The sequence below is a fragment of the Wenzhouxiangella sp. AB-CW3 genome (genome assembly GCF_014725735.1).
In the GTDB taxonomy this organism is placed as follows: Bacteria; Pseudomonadota; Gammaproteobacteria; order Xanthomonadales; family Wenzhouxiangellaceae; genus Wenzhouxiangella.
The window spans coordinates 1,089,393-1,106,197 of record NZ_CP061368.1; the positions used below are offsets into that span (position 1 = coordinate 1,089,393).

The 16,805-nt window shown below is 63.7% G+C and carries 13 protein-coding genes; 6 read left to right on the top strand and 7 right to left on the bottom strand.

Annotated elements, in window-relative coordinates:
* The first annotated feature begins 8 nt into the window (after positions 1–8).
* Positions 9–1,382: a GntP family permease gene (locus IC757_RS04735; protein WP_190976226.1), complete on the top strand. Its 1,374-nt coding sequence runs from the start codon at positions 9–11 to the stop codon at positions 1,380–1,382.
* On the opposite strand, the gene thrC is transcribed toward IC757_RS04735, so the two are convergent.
* The 4 genes from thrC to IC757_RS04755 form a co-directional block, all read right to left on the bottom strand.
* Positions 1,363–2,661, bottom strand: a complete 1,299-nt coding sequence (gene thrC / locus IC757_RS04740; RefSeq protein ID WP_190976227.1) for a threonine synthase — start codon at positions 2,659–2,661, stop codon at positions 1,363–1,365. The genes IC757_RS04735 and thrC overlap by 20 nt on opposite strands.
* On the bottom strand, positions 2,658–3,617 hold the full coding sequence (locus tag IC757_RS04745) for a homoserine kinase (RefSeq protein ID WP_190976228.1): 960 nt from the start codon (positions 3,615–3,617) through the stop codon (positions 2,658–2,660). The genes thrC and IC757_RS04745 overlap by 4 nt, the downstream gene beginning before the upstream one ends.
* A complete protein-coding gene (gene thrA / locus IC757_RS04750) occupies positions 3,614–6,076 on the bottom strand; it encodes a bifunctional aspartate kinase/homoserine dehydrogenase I (RefSeq protein ID WP_190976229.1) in 2,463 nt (820 codons plus the stop codon). Before thrA ends, IC757_RS04745 begins: the two co-directional genes overlap by 4 nt.
* Positions 6,077–6,170: 94 nt before the next feature.
* Positions 6,171–7,253: a YeiH family protein gene (locus IC757_RS04755; protein WP_190976230.1), complete on the bottom strand. Its 1,083-nt coding sequence runs from the start codon at positions 7,251–7,253 to the stop codon at positions 6,171–6,173.
* A 107-nt stretch (positions 7,254–7,360) separates the two neighbouring features.
* Between IC757_RS04755 and IC757_RS04760 the strand changes: the two genes are divergently transcribed.
* Both IC757_RS04760 and rpoH read left to right on the top strand, forming a co-directional pair.
* On the top strand, positions 7,361–9,439 hold the full coding sequence (locus IC757_RS04760) for a prolyl oligopeptidase family serine peptidase (protein WP_190976231.1): 2,079 nt from the start codon (positions 7,361–7,363) through the stop codon (positions 9,437–9,439).
* 267 nt (positions 9,440–9,706) lie between these two features.
* Positions 9,707–10,564 carry an RNA polymerase sigma factor RpoH gene (gene rpoH, locus IC757_RS04765; RefSeq protein WP_190976232.1) on the top strand — a complete coding sequence of 286 codons (858 nt, stop codon included), beginning with the start codon at positions 9,707–9,709 and terminating at the stop codon, positions 10,562–10,564.
* Positions 10,565–10,627: 63 nt separating this feature from the next.
* On the opposite strand, the gene IC757_RS04770 is transcribed toward rpoH, so the two are convergent.
* Positions 10,628–11,530 carry a bestrophin family protein gene (locus IC757_RS04770; RefSeq protein ID WP_190976233.1) on the bottom strand — a complete coding sequence of 301 codons (903 nt, stop codon included), beginning with the start codon at positions 11,528–11,530 and terminating at the stop codon, positions 10,628–10,630.
* Between the two features lie 3 nt (positions 11,531–11,533).
* The gene (locus tag IC757_RS04775; protein ID WP_190976234.1) at positions 11,534–12,439 is read right to left on the bottom strand and encodes a LysR family transcriptional regulator; all 906 of its coding nucleotides are present in this window, start codon (positions 12,437–12,439) and stop codon (positions 11,534–11,536) included.
* 115 nt (positions 12,440–12,554) lie between these two features.
* Here IC757_RS04775 and IC757_RS04780 point away from each other — a divergent pair, with 115 nt between their 5' ends.
* Positions 12,555–13,421: a pirin family protein gene (locus IC757_RS04780; RefSeq protein ID WP_190976235.1), complete on the top strand. Its 867-nt coding sequence runs from the start codon at positions 12,555–12,557 to the stop codon at positions 13,419–13,421.
* Positions 13,422–13,582: 161 nt separating this feature from the next.
* On the opposite strand, the gene sohB is transcribed toward IC757_RS04780, so the two are convergent.
* Positions 13,583–14,560, bottom strand: a complete 978-nt coding sequence (sohB, locus tag IC757_RS04785) for a protease SohB (protein ID WP_190976236.1) — start codon at positions 14,558–14,560, stop codon at positions 13,583–13,585.
* Positions 14,561–14,725: 165 nt separating this feature from the next.
* Here sohB and IC757_RS04790 point away from each other — a divergent pair, with 165 nt between their 5' ends.
* Both IC757_RS04790 and IC757_RS04795 read left to right on the top strand, forming a co-directional pair.
* A complete protein-coding gene (locus IC757_RS04790; protein ID WP_190976237.1) occupies positions 14,726–15,682 on the top strand; it encodes a Gfo/Idh/MocA family protein in 957 nt (318 codons plus the stop codon).
* Positions 15,679–16,785, top strand: a complete 1,107-nt coding sequence (locus tag IC757_RS04795; RefSeq protein WP_190976238.1) for a DegT/DnrJ/EryC1/StrS family aminotransferase — start codon at positions 15,679–15,681, stop codon at positions 16,783–16,785. Before IC757_RS04790 ends, IC757_RS04795 begins: the two co-directional genes overlap by 4 nt.
* The last annotated feature ends 20 nt before the right edge of the window (positions 16,786–16,805 follow it).

The window sequence follows — 16,805 nt, forward strand, 5'->3', positions numbered from 1 at the left end:
TGGAATCGATGATCGGAAACATTGGCCTGTTGCTGGGCCTGGCAGCGCTGATCTTCATGGCATTGCGCGGTATCAACATCCTGGTCGCCGCGCTGGTGGCCAGCCTGATCGTGGCGGTGACCAATCAACTGGGCATGGCCGAAACCCTGCTGGAATATTTTCCGGCCGGTCCGCTGGGGGCGTTCACCTTTGCCGGGCAGTTCTTCATCCTGTTTCTGACCGGGGCCATCTTCGGCAAGATGATGTCGACCAGCGGCGCGGCGGCCTCGGTGGCCCGGGCAGTGACCAACTGGCTGGGGGTCCGGCGCACTCTGCTGGTCACGGTGCTGGCCTGCGGCATGCTGACCTATGGCGGCGTTGTCCTGTTCGTGGTCATCTTCACCATGTATCCGCTGGGCATTGCCCTGATGCGCGAGGCCAACCTGCCCAAGCGGCTGTTCTGCGGGGCCGTGGCGCTGGGTGCCGGCACTTTCACCATGACCGCCCTGCCGGGCACGCCATCGATTCACAATGTCATTGCCGCCTCGGCCCTGGGTACGGACCTGTTTGCCGGTATCGGGCCGGGGTTAGTGGCCGCGTTGGTGATGATGGCTGGGGGCATGGCCTACCTGGAATGGCAATGGCGCAAGGCGCGCACAGCCGGCGAGGGCTACGAATCCAACCAGCGTGATGTGGAAATGGAACAACTGGCGCCGAAGATGGCCTACGGACCTTCCTGGCCCATGGCTCTGCTGCCGCTGGTCATCGTGCTCGGCACCATTCTTGTGCCCCGACTGAGTGTGGCGGTCGGGCTGGTCGATGACGGCACGCCGTGGCTGGGTTCGCTGTTCGCGTTCGCCAATGCTCAGCCGGTCGTCTGGCCCAGCTTTGCTCTGCTGCTGGGTTCGCTGTTCAGCGTGCTGTTCTTTGCCACACTGCGCGAACGCACCCTCGAGGCGATGGGGGCGGGTGCCAACGACAGCGTGATGCCGCTGCTCAACACCGCGGCTGTCATCGGCTTTGGCGGGGTGGTTACGCAGACCGAGGGCTTCGCCGGCTTCGCCCAGGCAGTCATCGGGCTGGATCTGCCGCCGCTGGTCTCCGTGGCGGCTTCCATCAGCGTGGTATCGGGCATTGTCGGTTCGGCCTCGGGCGGCCTGCAGATCTTCATGCAGACATTCGCCGAAACCTACCTGGCCATGGGCGTGGACGCGCAGGATCTGCACCGGATTGCCGCGCTGGCCTCGGGCGGACTGGATTCACTGCCGCATTCTGGGGCGGTGATCGCCATGCTCACCATCATGGGACTCAAGCATCGCGAAGCCTATCGCGACATCTTTGTCGTCACCGTATTGATTCCGATACTGGCCACGGCCGCCGGCATCATCTTTGCCATGCTTTGAGTCGTTCCCTGAACGCCTCGATGCTGCCTTCAAGCGCTTCGGCTCGTGATGGCCGTTCCATCAACTCCGCCAGTGCCGGGGGCAGTGCAACAGATCGACCGATCAGCGGTTCGACCACGCTGTCGAACTTGGCCGGGTGGGCGGTGGCGGCAATCACGGTCGGCTGCCGGTTGCCGGCCTCGCGTCGACGGGCCAGCACGGCCATGGCACAGGCGGTATGCGGGCAGATGACCCGGCCCTCGCCATCGAAGACCGTCTTGATCGTGCTGCGAATGGTGTCGTCATCGACCGTGTCGGCGTCGATGCCGGCATCGCGCAGATCACGATCGCGAAAGAACCAGGCCAGCCGTTCGAAGTTCGAGGGATCGCCGACATCCATGGCATTGGCCAGCGTGCGGATGCCCGGGCGACCGCGGTAGCGCTGGCCGGAAAAGAAGTCGGGCAGGGTGCGGTTGGCATTGGTGGCAAGCACGACTTCGCCGATGGGCAGGCCGATTTCGCGCGCCAGGATGGCGGCCAGGGCGTTGCCGAGGTTGCCGGTGGGCACGATGACATCCACGGGCTGCTCAATCGACCGCCACAGTGCGGCCGTGGCGTGGACGAAATAGGCGATCTGCGGCAGCAAACGGCCGATCGAGATGCTGTTGGCCGAGGTCAGTGCAAGCTGTCGGGCCAGGTCGGCATCGCCCAGCGCCCACTTGGCCAGGCGTTGGCAGGTGTCGAAATCGCCATCGACGCGAAATGTCGTGATGTTGTCGCCAAAGCAGCCGAGCTGGTGGGCCTGCCGCTCCGATACCCGCCCGTCCGGGTAGAGAATGACGACGCGAAACCCCGGCCGGCGATGAAAGGCTGCGGCGACTGCCGCACCGGTATCTCCCGAGGTGGCGACTATGACGGTCTGCTCGGGTTCGTCTTCTTTCCTCAGGCGCTGCAGGCAGGCGGCAAGGAAGCGGGCGGCAAAATCCTTGAAAGCGGCGGTAGGGCCGTGGTGCAACTCCAGCATCCAGGTGTAGGGGCCGATGCCGGTCAGCGGCAGCGGAAGATCCAGCGCCTCGCGACAGATGGTGGCCAGCTCGTCGGTCAGTTCGCTGTCGGCGAAAAAGTCGGCCAGTACCTGTTCGGCCGTTGCCGGCAGGTCGCTGCAACCGGCCAGGTCCGCCGGTGAGAATGCGGGCAGCGACTCGGGAACATACAAGCCACCGTCCGGTGCCAGCCCGGCACGCAGCGCCGTGGCCAGCGTGGCCGGTGCAGTCTGATCTCGTGTGCTAATGAAATTCATGGTGCCTGCTGTTCGCTGTTCTCGTCGTCGATCAGTCGGGCACCCGGCGCATCGACCGGGCTGACCAGTGCATCGGCCTCAATTCCCTGGGCAATGAAGGCCTGTTTCATGTGCCCGGCGGCGGCTTCGGCCCGTGGGCGAGCATCGAACCAGGCAAAAACCGACGGTCCGGCGCCGGAAATCGAAGCGCCCATGGCGCCGTGTTTCAGGGCTGCTTGCTGGACGGCCTCGAATCCGGGGATCAGGGCCATTCGGTGCGGTTCGACCAGCACATCGGACAGGCCGGCTCGGATCAGGCCGAGATCGTCGCGAAAACAGCCCGCCAGTACCAGGGACAGGTGTGTCTGCTGGGCAACAATGGTGTCGATGTCGTAATGACGATCCAGTACACGGCGCGCATCGCGCGTGTTGATGCGCAAGTGAGGATGAATAACGGCGGCATGCAGGCCGGCCGGCACCGGTATCGGTACCAGGCGATCTGGCGTGGCCAGCACCAGCCCGCCGAGCAGTTGCGGGCCGACGTTGTCGCCGTGCAGCGAACCACTGGCGACCGACTCCCCGGCCAGGGCATGCGGGTACAGGGCCTTGTGCGGCAAGGGACGTTTGAGCAGGGCATTGACCGCGACCACCGCCGCGGTGGCCGAAGCGGCCGATCCACCCAGGCCCGAGCCCAGTGGTATGCCTTTTTCAATGTGCAGCTCGACGCCCAGCTTGCGGTCATGAGCCTCGAGCAGAGAAATGACGGCACGCCCGGCGGTGTTGTCTTCGGCTGCCAGGGGCAGATCGGTGACCGTGCCGCTGATGGCGGCGATGCGCACGCCAGGCTGTTCGATGCGCCGGGCGGTGACCCGGTCGCCGGGGCCTTCGATGACATGGCCGAGCAGGTCATAACCCACACCGACGTTGCCAACCGAGGCCGGTGCGAACGCTGTGGCCTGGGCTGGCCTTGCGTTCACAATCGTGCCCCGAGGTGGGCTGCCACCCTTAGCAGATCCGCGAACACGCCGGCGGCGGTGACTTCTGGCCCGGCGCCCGGGCCCTGGATGATCAGCGGATTGTCGCGGTAGCGTTCGGTGGTGAAGGCCACCACGTTGTCGGTCAGGGCCAGGTTGGCAAAGGCATGATCGTCGGGCAGTTCGGCCAGGTGCACTGAAGCGCGGCCGGACTCATCGAGCGAGGCAATGTAGCGCAGCACCTGTCCGCTGGCGCTGGCCTTCTCGACACGATCGGCCATGATCTCGTCCTGCTCGGGCAGGGTGGCCATGAAGCGCTCCACATCCAGCCGCGTCAGGTGATCGGGGCACAGGCTCTCGACCTCGATGTCGTCAAGGCCGATCTCCAGTCCCATTTCGCGAGCGAGAATCACCAGCTTGCGGGCCACATCGGTGCCGGACAAGTCGTCGCGGGGGTCGGGTTCGGTGTAGCCGGCCTCGCGCGCTTCGGCCACCAGTGCGGCAAATGACATGCCCGGCTCGAAGCGATTGAACAGCCAGGCCAGGGTGCCGGAAAAAATGCCTTCGATGCGCAGTATGCGGTCGCCGGTATCGAGCAGGTCGCGCAGCGTCTGAATCACGGGCAGTCCGGCGCCGACGGTGGCTTCGTAGCGCCAGCGTGCACCGCCACGGCTGACCTGGTCTCGTATTGAAACGTAGCGTTCCAGCGGACCGCTGCCCGCATGCTTGTTGGGCGTGATGACGTGAATGCCGCGCTTCAGCCAGTCGGCGTAGCGGTCGGAAACTCGATCGCTGGCGGTGCAGTCGATGATCAGTGCGTGCGGCATGTGGCCATCATCGATATGATCGGTGAGCTGATCGAGATCGGCGGTCAGATCGTCATCGTTGAGCGGGCGATGATCGGTGAGGTGGCCATCGGCACCCGACAGCCGCATGCGGCGCGAGGCGGCAATGGCGCTGAGGCGAATGTCGAGCCGGCCCTGCTCGAACAGCCGCTGGCGGGCCTGCTCAAGCTGCTCCAGCAGGACTCCGCCCACCTGGCCGGGGCCGATCAGTCCAATCGAAAGCGTTTGCTCCGACAGATAGAAGCCGGCGTGAATGGCCTTGAGCGCACGTTCGGCATCGACCTCGTCGACGGCCACGGAAATATTGCGCTCCGAAGCCCCCTGGGCGATGGCGCGCACATTGATGCCGGCCCGCGCCAGCGACGAGAACAGCCGTGCCGCCACGCCGGGTGTGCCGGCCATGCCCTCGCCGACGATGGCCAGTACACGAATGCCCGATGAACTGAAAATGCGCTGGATGAGTCCATGGCGCATCTCGCGCTCGAAGGTCTCTTCGAGCAGGCGGCAGGCGCGCTCGGCATCATTCTGAGGCACGACCAGGCAGATCGAATGCTCGGAGGATCCCTGCGAGATCATGGTGACCGACACGCTGGCGCGGTTGAGTGCGGAAAACACCCGTTCGGCTGTGCCCGGCACACCGATCATGCCCGCCCCCTCGATGGTGACCAGGGCCATGTCGCTGATGCCGGAAATGCCCTTGACCGGTGGTTGCGGGTGGCCGTCGGAGTCGATGCGGGTCCCTGCGCAGTCGGGCTTGAAGGTGTTGCGAACCAGCACCGGGATATTGGCCTCCAGCGCCGGGCTCAGCGCCTGGGGGTGAATGACCCGGGCACCGAAGTAGGCCAGCTCGAAGGCTTCGCGGTAGGAGAGGTGATCCAGCAGTTGCGCCTGCGGCACCTGGTCGGGGTCGGCCGACAGCAGGCCATCGACATTGGTCCAGATATGAATCTCGTCGGCGTCGAACAGACGCCCGAAGATGGTTCCGGAATAGTCAGAACCGTTTCGGCCCAGCGTGGAGATACGACCGTCGGCCCGACGACAGATGAAACCGGTCATGACGTAGCGGCTTGATGGCTGCTCGCGTCTCAGGCGAGCAAGACGCTCGCTGCTTTCCGTCCAGTCGACAGCCGTCATCATGGCCGTCGGGCGGGTGCGCAATACCTCGCGCGCATCGACAAACACCGCGTCCTCGCCGAGCTGGCGCAGATGGGCCGAAAGCAAGCGTGCCGACAGCACTTCGCCGAGGCCGGAAATCAGCTCGATGGCCTCGATCGGCGCCGTGCCCATCAGTGCCAGGCTGAGCAGCAACTGGTTCAGTTCATCAAAGGTCTGGTTGATGTGCGCCCGGGTGGATTCCAGTTCATCGGGTTGATCAAGCAATGCGCTTGCCGTATCGAGATGCCGTGCGCGCAGCGCATCGATACGCTCGTGCCATCCGGACTCCCCGGCCGCAGCCTGGCCGGTGAGGCCCACCAGTTCGTTGGTGACACCGGCCATGGCCGAAACCACCACGGCCTGGGCCGGGTCGTCGCGTTCGATCAGCAGGCCCGCGACATGACGGAAACAGTCGGCATCAGCCAGGCTGGTGCCACCGAATTTATGAGTGAACCATTGCATGGGTAGTCTTCTTGCTTTTCAGGCTTCCAATCAGGCAGTTTAGCCTTATCCGACAGGCCTGTGGCGCCAGTCTTCCTGCCGGCTCGCCTGCGGGTCACCAGACCCAGATGATGGCCAGCCCCAGCATGGCCACGGCCGCCAGGCCGGCCGCCACAGCCGGTCGCCAGCCGATGGCTCGCAGATGGGCGGGCCGCACCGCCATGGCCAGTGCGGCCATGGCCATGGCAAAGACCAGGCGACTGATCTGTGTGCTGGCATCAATCAGCATCTCCCAGGCCGGATGTTCGGGCCCCAGCCAGGCGTCGCCCATGCTGCGCACGAACGACAGCGCGATGAAGGCCAGTATGAACAGTGGCGGTGCCACGCCTGCCGCGCCGGGCTCGTTCCGGCGGCTGACCATCCAGACCACGGCTGGAATCAGCAACAGCATGGCCGCATTTCGAATCAGTTTGCTGACTGTAGCCGCGGTCACGGTGGCGTCGCTGCCGGAAATCTGTTCGTGCATGACAGCGCTGGCGGTGACCTGTGCGGTGTCGTGTATGGCCGACCCCAGTACCAGGCCGATACGCTGTGGATCGGCTATCAGATGTTCGAGCATGGGCGGATAGAGCACGGTGGCGATCAGTCCGATCAGGGCGATGCAGGCCACTGCATAGCTGGTTTCTTCGGCTCGGGCGCGCATACCGGGGGCTGCCGCGGCAATGGCCGATGCGCCGCAAATCGCGGTACCCACGGCCAGCAGTGCGCCCAGGCGTGGCCCACTGCCGAATCGCCGGGTCAGCCACAGGGCCAGGGCCAGTCCCAGCAAGGTGGTGGCAGCGGCCAGCGGCAGCGCCCGGACACCCAGCTGTCCCAGCTCGAAAAGGCTCAGTTGCAGCCCGATCAGGGCGACGGCGAACTTGAGCAAGCCGCCACTTGCCAGGGCCAGGCCCGGGCTCCATGTCGGTCGTCCGGCCGCCGCACCGGACAGCGCCAGCCCCATCAGGATGGCAACCAGCATCATGCCGACAGGCCAGCGACCGACCGGCGGTGGCAACTGTTGCAACCCGAACACCAGCAATCCGGCCGCCACTGCCACGCCCAGGGTCACGGCCAGGCCGGGTGCGGCATTACGAAGCAATCCACGATCCTGGGCTGGTGGCATGATCGGCGAGTCGGCGCGAAAGGCCGACACCATACGCCAAAAGGGGTCCTTGCGGGGCGGCTGTTTCAGCCATGACTTGTACCGGAAGGAGAATCTGGCATCATGAGTGGGTTTTTGCTCATACCCCATGGAAGTGACACATGAAAAAAGCATGCAGTGTGGCAATGGCTGCCGGCCTGGCAGTCTCGGGAGTGGTCATGGCCGAAGATGATCCGTTTCTCTGGCTCGAGGAAGTCGAGGGCGAGAAGGCGCTGGAGTGGGCCGAAGGCCAGAACGAACGCTCGCTGGACTATCTCAAGTCAAAGCCCCAGTTTGAGCCCATCCACGACCGCGTCCTGGAAATTCTGACTTCCGACGATCGCATCGCCTATCCCTCGCTGATGGGGGGCGAGGTGTACAACTTCTGGCGCGATGGTACCCACGTGCGCGGCATCTGGAGAAAGACCTCGCGCGAGAGCTACCGCTCCGACTCGCCGGAGTGGGACGTGATCATCGACCTCGATCAGCTCGCCGAGGAAGAAGGCGAAAACTGGGTCTGGGCCGGATCGAGCTGCCGCTATCCGGACTACGATCGCTGCCTGGTGGGCCTGTCTATCGGTGGGGCTGATGCCGCAGTGCGACGCGAGTTCGACCTCGAGTCGCGCACTTTTGTCGAGGACGGCTACGTGCTGCCCGAATCCAAGAGCCAGATTGCCTGGCGCGATCGCGACAGCGTCTTTCTCGGCCCGGCTTTTAACGACGAGGAGATGACCGACTCTGGTTATCCGCGCACCGTGCGCATCTGGGAGCGCGGCACGCCGCCGGAGGATGCCGAGCTGGTCTATGAAGGCGAGCGCGGCGATGTCTCGGTCTCGGGCATGCGAATCTGGGACGGGGACGACTACTACGACATGATCGTGCGCGCCCCCGGATTTTTCACCCGCCATTACTATCACTACACGGATGGCGAGGTCAGCCGCATCAACGTGCCCGAGGATGCCAGTATCGTCGGACTGATCAACGGCCAGTTGCTGGTGGATCTGAAGTCTGACTGGACAGTGGGCGAGACCACGTTCCGGCAGGGCGCCCTGGTGGCCGGTCCCATGGAGAGCTTTGAAAGTGAGTCGCCAGAGCTGTCTGTGCTCTACCAGCCCGGAGAGCGTTCTTCGATTGCGGGCGTGTCGACCACCGAGAGTTCTGTCCTGGTCAATGTTCTGGACAATGTGGTCAGCCGTCTCGAGCGCTTCACGCATGACGGTGATCAGTGGCATTCGGAGTCGCTGTCGGTGCCGGACATGGGGTCGGTCAGCGTGGTCAGCACCGATGACCGTTCCGACCGCTTCTTCTACAACTACACCGGCTTTCTCACCCCCTCGACCCTGTTCGAGGCCAATGCCGCCAACAACAGTCACGAAGAAGTGCGCTCCGAGCCGAGCTGGTTCGATGCCGAGGGGATGGTGGTCGAACAGTACGAGGCCGAATCGGCCGATGGCGAGCGCATCCCGTATTTTGTCGTCAAGCCGGCCGGCTTCGAGGCCGATGGCAGCAACCCGACTTTGCTGAGCGCCTACGGTGGTTTCGAGATCTCGCGTACGCCGTTTTACTCGGGCGTGATCGGCACCTCCTGGCTGGAGCGCGACGGCGTCTACGTGCTGGCCAATATCCGTGGCGGCGGCGAGTTCGGTCCGCGCTGGCACCAGGCCGCGCTGCAGGAGAATCGCCAGCGTGCATTCGATGACCTGATTGCCGTGGCCGAAGACCTGATCGAGCGCGATATCACCTCGCCGGATCACCTGGGCATTCAGGGTGGCTCCAATGGCGGGCTGCTGGTCGGTGCGGTCATGGTGCAGCGTCCGGACCTGCTCAATGCCGTGGTCTGCCAGGTGCCGCTGCTGGACATGAAGCGCTACCACAAGCTGCTGGCCGGTGCGAGCTGGATGGCCGAGTATGGTGATCCGGATGATCCGGAGCAGTGGGCCTACATCAAGGAATACTCGCCGTACCAGAATGTCTCGGCTGATGCCGACTATCCCAAGGCGTTTTTCACCACCTCCACGCGTGACGATCGCGTTCACCCGGGGCATGCCCGCAAGATGGTGGCGAAGATGCTCGATCAGGGCCACGACGTGCTCTATTACGAGAATATCGAGGGCGGCCACGGCGGCGCGGCCAACCTGGAGCAGCAGGCCTACATCTCGGCGCTGATGTACAGCTACCTCCACGACCGCCTTGCTGAGTAGCCCGATACCCGACCGCTGTTTTCGCCACGTGAGGCACAGAGTGCACAGAGGAAAATCAGTCAGTTGAAAAACTCTGTGATCTCTGTGTCTCTGTGGTGAATGCCGCCGCCTGCTTGCAATGGCGTTGCTGTGGCCCAAGGTCTGGAACTTCGGGGAGGAGAAACCGGTCGAATTGCCCGAGTGAGACAAAAAAGTACCGATTTACTCCCGTATAGCGGGATTGCACTCCAACTGATATAATATCGGGTGGATTTGAAGGAGGAACGAATGGGCAAGGATCTCGTACCAAGCCATCTGCTCGCACCGGCCGGCACCGGATCGCTGGACTCCTATATTCAGGAGGTCAACCGCATTCCGGTCCTGAGCCTGGAAGAAGAGCAGAGCCTGGCGCGTCGCTACCGCGACCAAGAGGATCTCGATGCTGCGCGCATGCTGGTCATGTCGCATCTTCGTTTCGTGGTGCATGTTGCCCGTGGCTACTCCGGCTACGGGCTGCAACTGGGCGATCTTGTCCAGGAAGGCAATATCGGCCTGATGAAGGCGGTCAAGCGCTTCGACCCTGACCAGGGCGTGCGTTTGGTGTCGTTTGCCGTGCACTGGATTCGTGCCGAAATCCATGAGTTCATCCTGCGCAACTGGCGCATCGTCAAGGTGGCCACCACCAAGGCGCAGCGCAAGCTGTTTTTCAACCTGCGCAAGCAGAAGAAGCGCCTGGGCTGGCTGAACCAGTCCGAAGTCAACGCCGTGGCCGAAGATCTGGGCGTCAAGCCCGAGGTGGTCATGGAAATGGAATCGCGCCTGTCGGGCCAGGATATCGGTTTCGACATGTCCAACGACGACGACGATTCGACCTACGTTGCTCCGGCCGCCTACCTGGAAGGGCTGTCAGCCTCTCCCGACGAAGCCGCCGAGGCCCAGGATTGGGAGCAGCATCACCACAACCTGCTGTTTGACGGCATCGAGAATCTGGACGATCGTTCGCGCGATATCATCCAGAGCCGCTGGTTGCTCGACCCCAAGGCCACGCTTCAGGAGCTGGCCGACAAGTACGGGGTATCTGCAGAGCGAATTCGCCAGCTAGAGGCGGCTGCGCTCAAGAAGCTCAAGGCTCGATTCGAAGCCTGAGAATCTGTTGTAATCGGTTTGAGCAAAGGCGGCCCGCGGGCCGCCTTTTGCGTTAAGAGAGACTCAGAACAGGTATCCCAGCCCGCGCGGTTTCACCGGTTCGGGCAGGTTTTCCTCACCCAACAGTTCACGCAGGTCGATCTCGATGGTTCGGGCGAGATAGTCCAGCGGCACGTCGTTGACCGCGTTCTCGAAGGGTCTTTCGATGTAGCGGCCGACGTACTCGAGCATGATGTAGGCATAGCCGATGATGATCGCGAACGGAATTGCCCAGTAGCCCAGGTGACCGGCCAGGCTCAGGGGTAGCACGAACAGGAAGACCACCAGGGTGTAATAGACAAACCAGGTGTACTGCATCGGGAAGGGGGTTTTCTTGAGCCGTTCGCAACTGCTCAATGACTCGTTGAAACCCTGGATCAGCTCGGTGAAGCGCACGTGACGGTAGGCGTCCAGGTGGCCGTCGTCGGCCAGTTGCCGCAGCGTCGCTCCCTGGGTCTCGAGCAGGGCCAGGGGCGGGGTCTGGCGCCTGGCGGCCGCGGCGCGTTCGGCATCCAACAGCAATCCGTCGAGTTCGCTGCCGGGCGGGAGTTTGCGCAGGAAGCGATTGAGCCACCAGGCAAAGGCGATCTGGCGGTGGACCAGTGCTCGGCGCGTTTCGGCAGTGGCCTCGCCGCCGCTGATCAGACCCTTGACCAGCAGGGCGAAACTGCGCGAGTCGTACTTGAGCTTCGACCAGATCCGATGCCCTTCCCACCAGCGCCCATAGGCCGAGTTGTTGCGAAAGCCGATCAGAAAGGCCAGGGCCGTACCCAGGAATCCGGCGGCATAGGACAGCGCTTTCAGCAGTTCCCGGGGAAACTGCTCCATGACCAGGCAGGCCAGCGCCGTGAAAGCGACCAGCAACAATAGCCGGGGCCAGGTGAACCACAGCAGCTTGGCCAGCGAGATTCTGCGAGTGACGATCATTCCTCAATCCTCCTGAAGGGCCGCGAAGCGTTCGGCCAGAAAATCGATCAATCCGCGCACCGCCGGCAGCAGGCCGCGACGCGAGGGAAACACCGCGTGAATGATCTCACGCGGCGGCGCCCATCCTTCGAGCACTCGCACCAGCCGCCCCTGCGCGAGTTCCTCGCTCATCATCATGGTGGGCAACTGGACGACGCCGATGCCGGCCACGGCGGCAATCCGCAGGCTGTTCATGCTGCGCGTGACCAGGCGCGGGTGGTGGTTGATTCGCACATCCGATCCGTCGGGGCCGAGCAGGTGCCACTGGTGGCGGTGCTGGGCCCGGCCCAGGGCGAGGCTGGGCAGGGCGGCCAGGTCGGAGGGCGTATCGGGCCGGCCATGTTGTTCCAGTAAATCCGGGCTGGCCACGAGGCACTGGCCGCGGTCGGCCAGGGTCCGCAATATCAGGTCGCTGTCCTCCAGCGGCGGTGGGCGCACACGAATGGCGATATCGAAGCCTTCCTCGATCACGTCCACGCGGCGGTTGGTGGCGTCCAGATGCAGTTCGACCCGCGGGTGGCGTTGTTGGTAATCGGCCAATATGTCGGCCACGCGCGCATCGAGCAAGGCCACCGGGCAACTGATGCGCACGACGCCGCAGGGTTCGCTGCGCAGGCTTTCAATGGCCTCTTCGGCGGCCTCGGCCTGGATGAGCATGGCCTTGCAGTGCTGGTGGTAGATGCGCCCGATCTCGGTGACGCTGACATGCCGGGTCGATCGGTTGAGAAGCCGCGCGTCCAGGCGCTCCTCCAGCGCGGCGATGCGCCGGCTGAGCTTGGACTTGGGTACGCCCAGCGCGCGACCGGCGGGTGCGAAACCGCCATGGTCGACCACCTGCGCGAAGTAGTAGAGATCGTTGAGATCCTGCACCGATACACCGTTCCGAATATGGAACGGTGAGTATAAATTCTACCTACTACCGGCGCCAGCGTTCTGGCTTCAGAATGTCCTCCAACCTGATGATCACGTTCGCAAGGAGGACGACATGAAAAGCATCTCCGGAATCTACAGCGCACCGCCGCGTCACTGGGTGGGTGACGGCTTCCCCGTTCGTTCCCTGTTCTCGTACAACAGCCATGGCCGGCACGTCAGCCCGTTTCTGCTGCTCGATCACGCCGGCCCGATGGACTTCGAGCCGGCCGAAAGGCCGCGTGGCGTGGGCGAGCACCCGCATCGCGGCTTCGAGACGGTGACCATCGTTTATGAAGGCGAGGTCGAGCACAGGGACTCTACCGGCGCCGGCGGCAGGATCGGCCCGGGAGACGTTCAGTGGATGACCGCCGGCAGCGGCATTCTGCACGAGGAATTCCATTCGCAGGCATTCACCCGCGCCGGCGGCACCCTGGAGATGGTGCAGCTGTGGGTCAACCTGCCGGCCGCGCACAAGATGACCGATCCGTCCTACCAGACGCTGCTCGATGCCGATATTCCGGCGGTCGATCTACCCGATGGCGCCGGACAGGTGCGGGTCATCGCCGGCGAGCTTGACGGCCACCGCGGCCCGGCGCGCACCTTCACGCCAATGCACGTGTGGGATCTGCGGCTGAACCGTGACGGCGCCGCCCGGCTCGATCTGCCCGCGGGCTGGAACGGCCTGCTGGTGGTGCTTCGGGGCACGGTGCAAATCAACGATGCCGAGATTGCCCGCGAAGGCGAGCTCGTGGCGCTCGGTGCCGAGCGCGAAGGCGTGGTCGTGGAGTCCAACAACGACGCGACCGTGCTGGTGCTCTCGGGTCAGCCCATCGACGAGCCCATCGTCGGTCACGGCCCCTTCGTGATGAACACCGAAGAGGAGATCCGGCAGGCCCTGCACGACTTTTCCACCGGGCAGTTTGGCGCTATTCCCGCCTGAATCCGCCTCAGCCCGCAAGCGCCGGCCACGCAGGGCCGGCCTACTCGATAACGTGCCCCCTTGCGTAGGCCGGGGTAGCGGAGGTCGAAGTGCGGGTGCGTTTTGCCACAGGCAAGAAGCGGTCGCGCGAAGGCCGACTGCGCGAATCCCTGGCGAAACGACTACCGAACCAGGGCGTTGGCGGTCTGCGACAGCATCCTCGCCAGCCAGGGTTGCTTGCCGGTCCAGCGCAGGTGGAACAGGTCGGCCTGTTCGCTGGCTTTCAGCAGGTAGTCGTCGCTGGTGATCAGTTCGTCGGCCAGCTTGTGGTCGATGGCGCGGGTGCCGAGCCAGTATTCACCCGTGGCGATCTCGTCCAGGTCGACCTGCGGGCGGTGAGTGCCGACGAATTCCTTGAACAGCGCGTGCACGTCCTCGATTTCTTCCTGGAACTTGCTTCGGCCTTCCTCGGTGTTCTCGCCGAAAAGCGTGACGGTACGCTTGTGTTCCCCGGCCATGAACTGCTCGTATTCGATGTCGCGTTCCTTGAGCCAGCGGTTGAAGTTGGGCAGCTGGGCGATTACTCCGATGGAGCCGAGGATGGCAAACGGCGCGGCGATGATGCGGTCGGCCACGCAGGCCATCATGTAGCCGCCGCTGGCGGCGATCTTGTCGACCGATACGGTCAGCCGGATATTGCGATCGCGAATTCGCATCAGCTGGGCGGCGGCCAGCCCGTAGGCATGAACCTGGCCACCGGCGGATTCGAGCCTGACCAGTACCTCGTCGTCCTCGCTTGCCGTGGTCAGCAGCGCGGTGATTTCCTCTCGTAGACCGGTCAGTGCCGAGGCGCGGATATCGCCGTGAAAATCGAGCACCCACAGGCGCGCCCGCTTGTCAGCGGCCTGCTGCTTGCGACGTGCCTTCTCGGCCTTGCGCTCGGCCTTGAACTGTTTGCCCGGCAGCAGATTGGCCTTGATGGTCATCGCTGCCCGTCGGTAGTCTTCGTTGAGCTTGCGCACTTCCAGGCTGCCGGGCGAGGGCGCTCCGCTTTGACCACGCTGCATGCGTCCGGCAATGGCGGCGATCACGACCAGCACGGCCAGCAGCAAGGTGACCAGTTTGGCCAGAAAGATGGCGTATTCGGCGAGATGCTCCATTGGCGGTCTGTCCTCGGCAATTGATGAAGGCCAGTTTACCGGCAGTGCCGGGGGCGGGGTGAATCGTTCTGCTTGAGTGGTGGTGCTTGTGGCATCATTGTTGCGGTCCCGGCGCGGACATTCTCTGCCTGACGACCCATTGCCACTGTGATCCGGAGTGCTGCCATGCCAATGACGTCCTGCGCCGTGATCGGCGCTGGCTACCTGGGGAAGTTCCATGCCCAGAAATATGCCGCATTGCCCAATGCCGAGCTGCGGGCCGTGGTCGATGTCGACCGCCAGGCCGCACAGTCAAGCGCATCGGAGTGCGGCTGCCCGGCCCTGGCCGACTACCGCGAGCTGCTCGGCGAGGTTGATGCGGTTTCCATTGCCGTACCCACGGTGCATCACTTCGAGGTGGCGCGCGACTTCCTGTCTCGCGGCACGCATGTGTTGCTGGAAAAGCCCATGACCAGCACGCTCGACGAGGCGCGCGAGCTCAACCGGATCGCTCGCGAGCAGGACGTCGTGTTCCAGATCGGTCACCTGGAGCGATTCAACTCGGCCTTTCTGGACCTGGCCGACGTCGACCTCGCGCCGCTTTTCATCGAGTGTCACCGGCTGGCCCCTTTCAAGCCCCGGGCGACCGATGTCAACGTGGTGCTGGATCTGATGATCCATGACATCGACCTCATCCTCGGTATCGTCGGCAGCCCGGTGAAATCGTTGGCCGCCAGCGGCACACCCGTGCTCTCGAAAGGCATTGATATTGCCAATGCGCGGCTGGAGTTCGAGAACGGCTGCGTGGCCAACGTCACCTCCAGCCGGGTCAGCATGAAATCGGAGCGCAAGATGCGCATGTTTCAGTCCGACGCCTATATCTCGATCGATTTTCAGAACTCCGGGCTGGCCATCCATCGCATCGGCGACAAGGAAATGTTCCCTGGCGTGCCTGAGATACTGCGCGAAGAGTCGACCTTCGAGAAGAACGACGCGCTCAAGGCCGAGATCGCCGCCTTCCTGGAATCCATTCAGCAGGGTGTGCCGGTGGTGGTCAGCGGCGAAGATGGCGAGCGCGCGCTGGAAACGGCCATCCGCATTACCGACATGGTGCAAGCCAACTATCCCGGATCAAATCAATGAACCCGATTCCCATGGTTGACCTCGAGCTGCAATATCGTCAGCTCGAAAACGAAATCAACCCGGCCATTGCCGATGTGCTGGCCGGTACCCGTTTCATCCTGGGTCCCAATGTGACCGAGTTCGAACAGGAAGCAGCCGACTATCTGGGGGTGAAACATGCCCTGGGCTGCGCCTCTGGCACCGACGCCCTGCACCTAGCGCTGAGAGCGGCCGGTATAGGGCCCGGCGACGAGGTGATCACCACGCCGTTTACCTTCATCGCCACGGCCGAAGCCATCGCCTATTGCGGCGCCACCCCGGTATTCGTCGATATCGACGCGAGGACCTTCAATGTCGATCCGGAGGCCGCGCGTGCTGCGATCACGGACCGGACGCGGGCACTGCTGCCGGTTCACCTGTTCGGGCAGCCGGCCGACATGGCCGCGCTGCAGGTTCTGGCCGAGGAGCACGGGCTGTTGCTCATTGAGGACTGCGCACAGTCTTTCGGTGCCGCTATCGATGGCAGGCAGACCGGCTCATTCGGGCTGGCCGGCTGTTTCAGTTTCTTCCCCAGTAAGAACCTGGGTTGCTATGGCGACGGTGGACTGATCACCACCAGCGACGATCAGCTCTTCGAGACCCTGTGGACGCTGCGCAACCATGGGCGCAAGGCCGGCGACTACTACCACGAGATGGTGGGCTACAACAGTCGACTCGACGAGATCCAGGCCGCCATCCTGCGCGTCAAGCTCGCTCGTATCGATCAGTTCAATGAACAGCGCCGACGCGTGGCACAGGCCTACGGTCGCCTGCTGGGCGACACCGAGCTGGTGATGCCGTATGAGGACGGCATCGGTCGTCATGTCTACCACCAGTTCACCATGCTTGTGCCCGAACAGCGGCGCGAGGCCTTGATGCAGGCGCTCAGAGACGAGTCCATCGCCAGTGCCGTCTACTATCCGACACCGCTGCACCAGCAGCCGGCCTTTGCCGATCTGGGCGTGCACGATGGATTGCCGGTCAGCGAAGAAGTCAGCAAACGCTGCCTTTCGCTGCCGGTCTTTCCGGAGATGACCGACGAACAGATCGAGCGGGTCAGCGACTGCCTGAAACGAGCACTGTAGCGTCGTCGACAAGAGGTGCC

Excerpts from the sequence above, each read along its gene's own strand:
- IC757_RS04735 (WP_190976226.1), top strand. The coding sequence starts at position 9 with ATGATCGGAAACATTGGCCTGTTGCTGGGCCTGGCAGCGCTGATCTTC.
- thrC (WP_190976227.1), bottom strand. The coding sequence starts at position 2,661 with ATGAATTTCATTAGCACACGAGATCAGACTGCACCGGCCACGCTGGCC.
- thrA (WP_190976229.1), bottom strand. The coding sequence starts at position 6,076 with ATGCAATGGTTCACTCATAAATTCGGTGGCACCAGCCTGGCTGATGCC.
- IC757_RS04755 (WP_190976230.1), bottom strand. The coding sequence starts at position 7,253 with ATGGTGTCGGCCTTTCGCGCCGACTCGCCGATCATGCCACCAGCCCAG.
- IC757_RS04760 (WP_190976231.1), top strand. The coding sequence starts at position 7,361 with ATGAAAAAAGCATGCAGTGTGGCAATGGCTGCCGGCCTGGCAGTCTCG.
- rpoH (WP_190976232.1), top strand. The coding sequence starts at position 9,707 with ATGGGCAAGGATCTCGTACCAAGCCATCTGCTCGCACCGGCCGGCACC.
- IC757_RS04770 (WP_190976233.1), bottom strand. The coding sequence starts at position 11,530 with ATGATCGTCACTCGCAGAATCTCGCTGGCCAAGCTGCTGTGGTTCACC.
- IC757_RS04780 (WP_190976235.1), top strand. The coding sequence starts at position 12,555 with ATGAAAAGCATCTCCGGAATCTACAGCGCACCGCCGCGTCACTGGGTG.
- sohB (WP_190976236.1), bottom strand. The coding sequence starts at position 14,560 with ATGGAGCATCTCGCCGAATACGCCATCTTTCTGGCCAAACTGGTCACC.
- IC757_RS04790 (WP_190976237.1), top strand. The coding sequence starts at position 14,726 with ATGCCAATGACGTCCTGCGCCGTGATCGGCGCTGGCTACCTGGGGAAG.
- IC757_RS04795 (WP_190976238.1), top strand. The coding sequence starts at position 15,679 with ATGAACCCGATTCCCATGGTTGACCTCGAGCTGCAATATCGTCAGCTC.